Source organism: Nocardioides sp. HDW12B, assembly GCF_011299595.1.
Lineage (GTDB): Bacteria > Actinomycetota > Actinomycetes > Propionibacteriales > Nocardioidaceae > Marmoricola_A.
This window is the reverse complement of the sequence record NZ_CP049867.1, coordinates 1394683-1405387: the sequence shown is the minus strand read 5'-3', so window position 1 is coordinate 1405387 and position 10705 is coordinate 1394683. Positions and strand designations below refer to the sequence as shown.

Below are 10705 nucleotides of genomic sequence, written 5' to 3'. Positions count from 1 at the left end.
GCGCGCGAGGCCGGCAGCCCCGCGGACCGCTAGGGTGACGCCCATGAGCTGGCTCGACGCGCTCGGCTGGGCCGGGTCGGTGCTGCTGGTCGTCTCGTTGCTGCAGGCGCGGGTGATCCGCTTCCGGCTCCTCAACCTCGTGGCCTCGCTCGTCCTCACCGGCTTCAACGCCCTCATCGAGGTGTGGTCGATGGTCGCGATGAACGGCGTGCTCGCCCTCATCAACGCCTACTACCTCGTCACGCTGCTGCGACAGCGCCACGACACCGCGGCCTTCTCGGTCATCGAGGTCGGTCCCGAGGACGAGTACCTCCGCTACACCCTGCGCCAGCACAGCGAGGAGATCCTCACCTTCCAGCCCGACTTCGTCTGGGACGGGTCGGCCGCGGGTCGGCGCGCCTTCCTCGTGCTCCACGGCGACGAGACGGTCGGCGTGGTGCTGGTGCACGACGACGGCGAGGGCACCGCGCACGTGCTGCTCGACTTCGTGACACGTCGCTACCGCGACTTCTCCCCCGGCGAGTTCGTGTGGCGGCGCAGCACCGTGCTCCGCGAGGCCGGCTTCCGCCGCATCGTCACCCCGGCCGGGATGGTCGCGCCCTACTACGACCGCCTCGGCTTCCGCCGCGACGGTACGTCGTACGTGCTCGAGCTCGACTGACCTGGCGGGTCAGGCGCGAGTCGCGGCGACCCACCGCTCCAGGAGGCCGGCGGCCTGGCCGCTGTCGATGGCGGTCTCGACCTGCGACCTCGCGGCGCGCAGCTGCTCGACGACCTCGCCGTCACCCGCGGCGTGCACCGCGACGCCGGCCGCGGCGTTGAGCACCACCGCGTCGCGGACCGGTCCGGGACGCCCCGCCAGCAGGTCGCGCACGACCTGGGCGTTGTGGGTCACGTCGCCGCCGCGCAGGGACTCCGGGGAGCTCTGCTCGAGTCCCACGTCGCCGGGCGTCACCCGCGCCTCCGTGACGGCTCCGCCGCGGACCGCCCACACCCGCGAGGCGCCGGTGGTCGTGAGCTCGTCGAGGCCGTCCTCGCCCCGGAAGACCCAGGCGTCGACGCCGCGGCGGGCGAAGACCCCCGCCATCAGGGGCGCCATCCGGACGTCGGCGCAGCCGATCGCCTGCGCGGCGGGACGGGCCGGGTTGGCCAGCGGGCCCAGCACGTTGAAGGTGGTCGCGATCCCGAGCTCACGTCGCGGCACCGCCGCGTGACGCAGCGCCGGGTGGAAGGCAGGAGCGAAGCAGAACGTGATGCCGACCTCGTGGGCGACCCGCGCGACGTCCTCGGGAGCCAGGTCGAGCCGGACGCCCAGCTCCTCGAGCACGTCGGCGGTGCCGGCCTTCGACGACGCCGACCGGTTCCCGTGCTTGACCACGGGCGCGCCGGCGGCCGCGGCCACGATGGCCGCCATCGTGGAGATGTTGACCGACATCGAGCGGTCTCCCCCGGTGCCGACGACGTCCAGCCAGCGGCCCGGGAGGTCGAGCGGGCGGGCGTGGGCGAACATCGCCTCGACGAGGCCGCCGAGCTCCTCGACGGTCTCGCCCTTGGACCGCAGCGCGACGGCGAAGCCCGCGATCTGCGACGGGCTGGCCGCACCGGCCAGGATCTCCTCCATGGCCCACGTGGCCTGCGTGCCGGAGAGGTCCGCTCGTGCCGTCAGAGCCGAGAGCACCTCGGGCCAGGTGGGGGTCACCGGGTGCTCAGCGGGTGGCCGGGACGCGCTCGCGCAGCAGCCGGATCACGGTCTCGGCCAGCAGCAGCGGGTCCAGCGGGTGGGGTACGGCGGCCTCGGCTCGCGACCAGGTGGCCAGCCACGCGTCCTCCGGGCGACCGGTCAGGACCAGGACCGGGGGGCAGTTGAAGATCTCGTCCTTGAGCTGGCGGGCGATGCCCAGGCCGCCCACCGGTGCGGCCTCACCGTCGAGGATGGCCAGGTCGATCGTGCCGGTGTCGAGGTGCCGGATCACCATCGGCTCGGTCGCCACCTCGATGTAGTCCACCGACGGGAGGTCCGGGTGCGGCCGCGTCCCGAGGGCCAGCATGACCTGCTCACGCGTGTGGCTGTCGTCGCTGTAGACGAGGACGGACAGGGGCGTGGTCGGCTGCTGGGCGTCGGTCACGCGACGATGGTACTCGTCGGGCCCCCGACCGGGACCCGGGCCCGGCCGCGGCGGTGGCGCGCCGGGCGCGGCCCATCGCCGTACGACCTGATCGGGGTGTGGAAGCCCGAAAAGAGGTCTGGCGCAATTGTCCACAGCACTGCCCAGGTATCGGGCAATCCGGACACCCCTGCCGCGCCGACGTCACGGTGTGAAGAAGATGACCACTCCCACGCGGGGGTCGGGGTGCCATGGGCGAGGGTTCACGACATAATGGCGCTCGTGGCGACATCGACTGCAGTCATCCCCGCGTCCCGGCTCCACGGGCATCACGACCGACCGAGCATGGTCAGCGTCGGCACGATCGTGTGGCTCTCCTCGGAGCTGATGTTCTTCGCCGCACTCTTCGCGGCCTACTTCACGATCCGTGCGGTGAGCCCCGAGCTGTGGGCGCAGGAGACCGAGCTGCTCAACATCCCGTTCTCCACGACGAACACCGTGATCCTGGTGCTGTCGTCGGTGACCTGCCAGCTCGGCGTGTTCGCCGCGGAGCGCGGTCAGGTCGGCCGGACAGGCAAGGTGTTCAACGTCCGCGGCTGGGGCCTGCGCGAGTGGTTCATCCTGACCTACGTCATGGGTGCCGTCTTCATCGGTGGCCAGGCGCTGGAGTACACCGAGCTCGTCCACGAGGGACTGACGCTCTCGTCGTCGGCCTACGGCTCGGCGTTCTACCTCGCCACCGGCTTCCACGGTCTCCACGTCACCGGCGGGCTCATCGCCTTCCTCTTCGTGCTGGGCCGCACCTACCTGGCGCGAAAGTTCACCCACGAGCAGGCGGTCACCTCGATCGTCGTGTCGTACTACTGGCACTTCGTGGACGTGGTGTGGATCGCGCTGTTCTTCACGATCTACGTCCTGCAATGAGCCATCCGCACCGCCCGACCGCACGAACACTGAGTAGAGGGACAACGAGGACAACCAAGTGCGAATCCTGAGTGCTCGACTTTCCGCCGGCCGGCGCAGCCGAATCGCCGGGCCCGTGGTGCTGCTCCTCGCCCTGCTCATGACGGGCGGGTTCTACTCCGCCTTCGCTCCGGCCTCAGCCGAGGATGCGGCCACCGAGGACCAGGTGTCCCAGGGCCGCGAGCTGTTCCTGGTCGGCTGCTCGTCGTGCCACGGCAAGAACGGCGAGGGCATCACCACCGAGAGCGGCCAGTACGGCCCCTCGCTGGTCGGCGTCGGCGCCGCCGCCGTCGACTTCCAGGTCGGCACCGGTCGCATGCCCATGGCCGCCCCCGGCGCGCAGGCACCCGACAAGGCGCCCGTGTACACCGAGGAGGAGACCGCAGCGCTCGCGGCGTACGTCGCCAGCCTCGGCCCCGGACCGGCCATCCCCGACGCGGAGATGTACGACCCGGACACCATCCCCGAGGACGAGCGCGAGGAGGCCATCGTCCGCGGTGGCGAGTTCTTCCGCACCAACTGCACGGCGTGCCACAACTTCGCCGGCACCGGCGGCGCGCTGCCGGGCGGCAAGTACGCACCCACCCTGGTCGGCGTCGAGCCCGTCCACATCTACGAGGCCCTGATCACCGGCCCGCAGCAGATGCCGGTGTTCTCCGACGAGGTCCTGGAGCCCGAGCAGAAGCGCGACATCATCGCCTACCTGCAGAGCATCGAGGAGGCCCCGAACTACGGCGGCTCCGGCATGGGTGCCCTCGGCCCCGTCAGCGAGGGCATGTTCGCCTGGGTCGTCGGCATCGGCTCCCTCGTGGGCTTCGCGATCTGGATCGCCTCCCACACCGCACGAACCTCCCGGAAGGGGGCACAGGCGTGACCGAGATCGACCGCACCACCAACGGCACGGGGCAGACGCCCGCCGAGCGTGATCGCACGTGGGCCGAGACCGGCCCCATCGCCGACCCCGGTCTGCCCGAGCACCTCCCCCGGCCGACCGACGTCGACCCGCGGGCCGAGAAGCGCGCGGAGCGGCAGATCGCCGGCCTCTTCGGCTTCGCCACCGTGATGTCGCTGGCGTTCTGCGTGGCCTACTTCGTCTTCGAGATCGGCGACGAGCCCACGGTCGTCCTCGGCTTCGGCGCCTCCAACGTCGCCCTCGGCGTCACCCTGGGCCTGGCCCTGCTCTGCATCGGCATCGGTGCCATCCAGTGGTCGCGCAAGCTGATGAACGACGAGGAGATCGCCGAGGACCGCCACGCGATCCGCTCCTCCGACGCCGACCGCGAGGAGGCCATCGGCGCCCTGCAGCAGGGCATCGACGACTCCGGCATCGCCCGACGTCCCCTGATCCGCAACTCGCTCCTCGGTGCCGTCGGCGCCCTCGGGCTCCCCGCCATCGTGGCGTTGCGCGACCTCGGTCCGCTGCCGCCGAAGGGGTGGTACAAGACCGTCTGGACCGAGGGCATGCGCGTCGTCAACGACGTCGCCGGCACCCCGATCAAGCCCGAGTACGTCGAGATCGGCCAGCTCATCAACGCCGAGCCCGAGATCTTCTACAACGGCGAGCCCTACGGCGAGGAGACCATCGAGGGCCACGACCAGCTCGTCGAGAAGGGCAAGGCGGCGATCATCGTCGTACGCATGGAGCCCGACGACATCACCCCCGACGAGGACAAGGCCGACTGGGGTGTGGGCGGCATCCTGGCCTACTCCAAGATCTGCACCCACGTGGGTTGCCCCATCTCCCTGTGGGAGCAGCAGACGCACCACCTGCTCTGCCCGTGCCACCAGTCGACCTTCGATTTGGCCGACAATGGCAAGGTTATTTTCGGACCCGCAGCGCGGGCCCTTCCCCAGCTGCCTCTGGCAGTTGACTCCGAGGGTTACCTGATCGCCACCAGCGATTTCCTGGAGCCCGTCGGCCCGAGTTTCTGGGAAAGAGGCTGATCCATGAGCACGAGCACCACTGCCGCCAAGTCACCGCGCAAGCCGGCCAAGAAGAACCCGGCCGGTGCCGTCGCCAACTGGGCCGACGAGCGCACCGGCATGGCCGGGCTGAGCAAGAAGCAGCTGCGCAAGGTCTTCCCCGACCACTGGTCCTTCATGCTCGGCGAGATTGCGCTGTGGAGCTTCGTGGTCCTGCTGCTGACCGGCGTGTTCCTCACGCTCTGGTACAAGCCCAGCATGGGCGAGGTCATCTACGACGGCTCGTACCAGCCCTACCGCGGCCTGGAGATGTCGGAGGCCTACGAGTCGACGCTGCACATCTCCTTCGACGTCCGCGGCGGTCTGCTCATGCGGCAGATGCACCACTGGGCCGCCATGCTCTTCGTGGCCGCGATGTTCGTCCACCTCATCCGCGTCTTCGTCACCGGCGCGTTCCGCAAGCCGCGTGAGCTGAACTGGATGATCGGCGGCGTGCTGCTGCTCCTCGGCATCCTCGAGGGCTTCGCCGGCTACTCGCTTCCCGACGACCTGCTCTCGGGCACCGGTCTCCGCATCGCGGACGGCCTGGTGAAGGCCACACCGGTGGTCGGCACCTACATGTCGTTCTTCATGTTCGGCGGCGAGTTCCCAGGAGAGGTGATCATTCCACGCCTCTACATCGCCCACGTGCTGCTGATACCCGGACTGTTGCTGGGGCTCATCGGTGCCCACATGATGCTGCTGGTCTTCCAGAAGCACACCCAGTGGCCCGGGCCCGGCCGCACCGAGAAGAACGTCGTCGGCTACCCGATGATGCCGATCTACGCCGCCAAGGCGGGTGGCTTCTTCTTCATCGTCTTCGGCGTCACCGCCCTCATGGGTGGCCTGCTGTCGATCAACCCGGTGTGGAAGTACGGCCCCTACAACCCGGCCGAGGTCACGGCAGGTTCCCAACCGGACTGGTACATGGGTCTGGCCGAGGGACTGCTCCGCATCTTCCCGGGCTGGGAGACCTCGATCTTCGGCGTCACCATCAGCTGGAACGTCATGATCCCGGGGCAGATCATGCCGTTCGTGATCCTCGGCGCGATGATGGCCTACCCGTTCATCGAGGCGTGGATCACCGGCGACAAGCGGGAGCACCACCTGCTGCAGCGCCCGCGCAACGCCCCGAACCGGACGGCGTTCCTGGTCGCGATGATGACGCTCTACGGCCTGCTCTGGGCCGCCGGCGGCAACGACATCCTGGCCAACCTGTTCAGTCTCGACCTGAACACGATCACGTACTTCATGCGTGGTGCGGTGTTCATCCTGCCGCCGCTGGCGTTCATCCTGGTCCGACGCTGGTGCATCTCGCTCCAGCGCCAGGACGCGGAGAAGCTCCTGCACGGCTACGAGACCGGCGTGATCATGCGCTCCCCCGAGGGCGGCTACTCCGAGCGGCACCTGCCCATCTCGGTGGAGTCGGCGTACACCCTCACCGCGGGGCACCGCGACGAGGTCTACCACGCGCCGTCGGAGACCGACGCCAACGGCGTCAAGGCCCGCCAGCTCAAGGTCATGCAGCTGCGGTCGCGGTTGTCGAAGCTGTGGTTCGCCGACAACGTCGCCGTGCCGACCCGCGAAGAGCTCGAGGCGGCGCACCACCACGCCGACCACGAGCTCGAGGCGGAGCGGCAGGCGGCCCTCGCCGGCCACGCCGCGGACGGTCACCAGTACGACGGCCGCTCGGTCGGCCCGGCCGACGAGCCCCTCCGCCCCGGCCACTGACCGACCGGGTCCGGTCGACCCGACCCGGTCACTGCACCACCGGAACGCCCTCCCCGCGCCCAGCGCCGGGGGGGCGTTCCGCGTCCGCTTCCCCCACCCCTCCCCTCCCCCCACGAGACGCCAGTTCTGCAGGCGCCAGACGCCACTTCTGCAGGTCCGAGACGCCAGTTCTGCAGGCGCGAGACGCCAGTCCGGCCGTTGGCGGTGCTCGCACCGTCGGCCTTTACGGGCTCTTCCCAGATGAGGGTGTAGGTCGGCCGGGCGCGTCGGTCCGCAGGTAGACGTCGAGGTCTCCCGACGATGGAGGTTCCTACGCCATCCATCCGAAAGACCTCGACGTGACCGACGCTACCCCGCCGGCCGGCTTCGGCCGCCCTGACCTGACCGCCTTCGCGTCTCATCCCAATCGACCCTGATCGAGTCTGCTGACCCCCTCGACGAGAACGCAGCGACATCACAGCCACCCAACCCCGACCGTCCGGGAAGCCGGGACACGTCACATGGCCTGTGCTGCGGGCGTGTCGAGTGGGTCGTCCAGGGGCGACGCAGGAGCGTCGACGCGACGTGCTGAGAGGTGGTTCCAGTCGAGCACTAGGACACCGGCTACAGGCATGGCGATAGGTCAGGAACGGCGTCGCTCCCTACGCAGGAGGGAGCGCAGAGTCTCGGCGTTCGCGTAGCCGACCCGTAGCGCGATCTCGGCGGAGGTGAGGTCCGTGGTTGCTGAGAGGTGCCGAGCTCGTTCGATGCGAAGCCGTTGGACGAAGCCGAGCGGAGTGAGGTTGAGCGCCGCACGGACTCGTCGTTCGAGGGTGCGCCGGCTGGTGCCGAGCGACTGCGCGGCGAAGGCGACGTTGAACGGTTCGTCCAGGCGGGCGCGCACGAAGCGTTCGAACTCGACGACGATCGGGTCCTCGTGCCGGAGATGTTCGTAGGCGACGAAGGCCGCCTGCGACGGACGCTCGTCGATGATGAGGAGCTTGGCGACATGTTGGGCCAGGTCGGGGCTGATCGATCGCACGAGTGAGAGCGCGAGGTCGATGTGGGCGAACGCGGCGCCGGCGGTGACGAGGTTCCCGTCGACCACGACCATGGTGTCGAGATCGAGGGCGACGGTCGGATAGCGCTTCAGGAACTCCGGCCCCAGGAACCAGCTGGTCGTCGCCCGCCGATGATGCATCCGTCCGGTCTCGGCGACAGCGAACACGCCGGTGCACGCCGCGGCGATCCGGGTGGTCGCGTCGTCGAGGCGCCCGAGCGAGGCGATAACCGAACGAGCATCTCGGCTCTGGAGGGCGTCGTTGGTAGCGGCGGCCGTGAGGGTTCCAAGCGCAGGGACGACGACCACGTCGAACTCTGCGGACTCCGACAGCGGGTGGTCCACCGACAGGGTCATCGATGCCGTCGTGGTCACACTCCGTTTCGGTCCGAGGATGGCGAGTTCGATCGGGTCGATCCGCGGGTCGACATCGCCGCGGGCTCCGTCGGCCACCCGCACGATGTCGATGACCGACGCGACAGCCGAACCGAAGCAGCCGTCGATCGCGATCAGTCCGATACGCATGGCGCGAACAATAGCAATACTGCCGTATACGCCACTTCTCGCCTGCCCTTGCCCGTCATACGCTGAACTCGCTTCACCAAGAAACCTCGACACCTAGGAGAACCCCTCATGTCCGCACCCGCATCACTTCCGTATGCCTTCGTCGCCAAGATCGTCGCGGCCGATGGACAGCACGACGCGCTCGCCGATCTGCTCGCCGGCGCTGTCGCGCTCGCCAACGAAGAAGTAGGAACGATTGTCTGGTTCGCGGTCAGGACCCACGCCGACACCTTCTGGATCTTCGATGCATTCCCCGACGAGGCCGCTCGCGACGCCCACGCCAACGGCGCCATCGTCGCAGCCCTGATGGCCAACCAGCACCTCCTCGGCGCAGCACCCGAGATCCTGGCGGCCGACGTCCTCGCGTCCAAGCTCCCGTAGTCCGCCAACGCACGAGACGATCGCGCCCCGCCGAGCCGTCGCCGGGTCGCGACGCAACGCCACGCTGCGTTGCCGAGCGGTGCGAGGCCTATCGGCACGCGGACAGGATGCCGGCCGCGAGCGCTCAGCCGGCGAGGGGTCCGTCGCAGAGGAGAGCGACGTCGGTGTCGGGCAGAGCCGTGAGGCCAGCGCATCGCGCGACCACCAGAACCGAACCGCCCCTGCCCTGCGTTTCCGCAGGTCAGGGGCTGTTCGCCGGAGCCGCCTGTCGGAATCGAAGCGACGACCTAATCACGTCGGCTTTGCGTCTATCGCTTGATGCGCCCACTGGGCGAACGAGCCGCTGACCTGCGCAAACGCCGAGCGTGGGGGACGCCGCCATCCGGTGGCGACCGACGACGACCGACCAGTACCGACCGTTTCACCGGAGCTTGCGGCGGCGTCGAAGCCGAGCAAGCTCCATTCCTTTAGCTCACCGCGCCCTCCTCCTCGCCGGTCCCGTCGTCGTCGAAGACGTTTCAGGGGTCTTCTCAGATGACGGTGTAGGTCGGCCGGGCGCGTCGGTCCGCAGATAGACGTCGAGGTCTGCCGACGACGGAGGTTCCTACGCCATCCATCCGAAAGACCTCGACGTGTCCGACGCTACCCCGCCGGCCGGCTTCGGCCGCCCTGACCTGACCGCCTTCGCTCGACTCGACGGCCTCGGTCTGAGCGTGACCGGACAACGACTTGAACCGGATCGTGCAGTCCTCGCGTGCCGCGTGGTGGAACCAGATCAGTGGTGCCGACGGTGCGGCAGCGAAGGCGCTGCTCGTGACACCGTGATCCGGCGGTTGGCCCACGAGCCGCTGGGCTGGCGACCGACCGTGCTGGAAGTTGTAGTGCGCCGCTACCGCTGTGCCGACTGCGGACACGTGTGGCGCCAAGACACCAGCGCCGCGGCGGAGCCACGCGCGAAGCTCTCGCGCACCGGACTGCGGTGGGCGCTGGAAGGGATCGTGGTCGCACACCTCACCGTCGCCCGTGTCGCCGAGGGACTCGGGGTCGCGTGGGACACCGCCAACAACGCGGTCCTGGCTGAAGGCAAGCGGCTGCTGATCAACGACCCCACGCGGTTTGAGGGCGTGAAGGTCATTGGCGTCGATGAGCACGTCTGGCGCCACACCAGGCGTGGCGACAAGTACGTCACCGTGATCATCGACCTCACCCCGGTCCGCGATGGCGCCGGCCCAGCAAGGCTGCTGGACATGGTCGAGGGCCGGTCGAAGGCGGCGTTCAAGACCTGGCTCGCCGACCGCGACGACGCCTTCCGTGACGCGGTCGAGGTGGTCGCGATGGACGGCTTCACCGGGTTCAAGACCGCCGCTGCAGAGGAGGTCCCGGGCGCGGTCACGGTGATGGATCCCTTCCACGTCGTGCGCCTGGCCGGTGACGCCCTCGACAGGTGCCGGCGCCGGGTCCAACTCGCGATCCACGGGCACCGTGGGTTCAGGGACGACCCGCTCTACAAGTCGCGGCGCACGCTGCACACCGGCGCGGACCTGCTCACCGACAAGCAGAGCGACAGGCTACGCGCGCTGTTCGTTGATGACGCTCACGTCGAGGTCGAGGCGACCTGGGGTGTCTACCAGCGCATGATCGCCGCCTATCGCCACGAGGACCGGCAACGCGGCCGCGAGCTCATGGAGAAGCTGATCACCGACCTCAGCGCCGGCGTCCCCAAGGTGCTCACCGAGCTCACCACCCTGGGCCGGACCCTGAAGAAGCGAGCCGCTGACGTGCTCGCCTACTTCGAACGACCCGGCACCAGCAACGGGCCGACCGAGGCGCTCAACGGACAGCTCGAACACCTGCGCGGCTCCGCACTCGGGTTCCGCAACCTGACCAACTACATCGCCCGAAGCCTGCTCGAGACCGGCGGCTTAAGACCCCAACTCCTACACCCCCGATTGGGATGAGC

The 10705-nt window shown here is 69.2% G+C and carries 10 protein-coding genes; 7 read left to right on the top strand and 3 right to left on the bottom strand.

What is annotated here, in order from left to right; translation table 11 throughout:
* Positions 1-43 precede the first annotated feature (43 nt).
* A complete protein-coding gene (locus tag G7072_RS06645) occupies positions 44-661 on the top strand; it encodes a YgjV family protein (RefSeq protein WP_166084821.1) in 618 nt (205 codons plus the stop codon).
* Between the two features lie 9 nt (positions 662-670).
* Here G7072_RS06645 and trpD read toward each other — a convergent pair whose 3' ends face one another.
* Positions 671-1699, bottom strand: coding sequence for an anthranilate phosphoribosyltransferase (gene trpD / locus G7072_RS06640; protein WP_166084820.1), 1029 nt, complete (start codon positions 1697-1699; stop codon positions 671-673).
* A 7-nt stretch (positions 1700-1706) separates the two neighbouring features.
* Positions 1707-2126 carry a response regulator transcription factor gene (locus G7072_RS06635; protein WP_166084818.1) on the bottom strand — a complete coding sequence of 140 codons (420 nt, stop codon included), beginning with the start codon at positions 2124-2126 and terminating at the stop codon, positions 1707-1709.
* Positions 2127-2378: 252 nt separating this feature from the next.
* Here G7072_RS06635 and G7072_RS06630 point away from each other — a divergent pair, with 252 nt between their 5' ends.
* The 4 genes from G7072_RS06630 (at position 2379) to G7072_RS06615 (ending at position 6761) form a co-directional block, all read left to right on the top strand.
* The gene (locus G7072_RS06630) at positions 2379-3029 is read left to right on the top strand and encodes a heme-copper oxidase subunit III (RefSeq protein ID WP_166084817.1); all 651 of its coding nucleotides are present in this window, start codon (positions 2379-2381) and stop codon (positions 3027-3029) included.
* A 64-nt stretch (positions 3030-3093) separates the two neighbouring features.
* Entirely contained in the window at positions 3094-3942 is an 849-nt protein-coding gene (locus G7072_RS06625) for a cytochrome c (protein ID WP_240917262.1), read from the top strand.
* The gene (locus G7072_RS06620) at positions 3939-5012 is read left to right on the top strand and encodes a Rieske 2Fe-2S domain-containing protein (RefSeq protein WP_240917175.1); all 1074 of its coding nucleotides are present in this window, start codon (positions 3939-3941) and stop codon (positions 5010-5012) included. Before G7072_RS06625 ends, G7072_RS06620 begins: the two co-directional genes overlap by 4 nt.
* Before the next feature lie 3 nt (positions 5013-5015).
* On the top strand, positions 5016-6761 hold the full coding sequence (locus G7072_RS06615; RefSeq protein ID WP_166084816.1) for a cytochrome bc complex cytochrome b subunit: 1746 nt from the start codon (positions 5016-5018) through the stop codon (positions 6759-6761).
* 622 nt (positions 6762-7383) lie between these two features.
* On the opposite strand, the gene G7072_RS06610 is transcribed toward G7072_RS06615, so the two are convergent.
* Positions 7384-8325 carry a helix-turn-helix domain-containing protein gene (locus G7072_RS06610; RefSeq protein ID WP_166084815.1) on the bottom strand — a complete coding sequence of 314 codons (942 nt, stop codon included), beginning with the start codon at positions 8323-8325 and terminating at the stop codon, positions 7384-7386.
* Between the two features lie 108 nt (positions 8326-8433).
* Here G7072_RS06610 and G7072_RS06605 point away from each other — a divergent pair, with 108 nt between their 5' ends.
* Together G7072_RS06605 and G7072_RS06600 are read left to right on the top strand one after the other, a co-directional pair.
* A complete protein-coding gene (locus G7072_RS06605; protein WP_035904877.1) occupies positions 8434-8745 on the top strand; it encodes an antibiotic biosynthesis monooxygenase in 312 nt (103 codons plus the stop codon).
* Positions 8746-9377: 632 nt separating this feature from the next.
* Positions 9378-10703: an ISL3-like element ISPfr2 family transposase gene (locus G7072_RS06600; protein WP_166084814.1), complete on the top strand. Its 1326-nt coding sequence runs from the start codon at positions 9378-9380 to the stop codon at positions 10701-10703.
* The last annotated feature ends 2 nt before the right edge of the window (positions 10704-10705 follow it).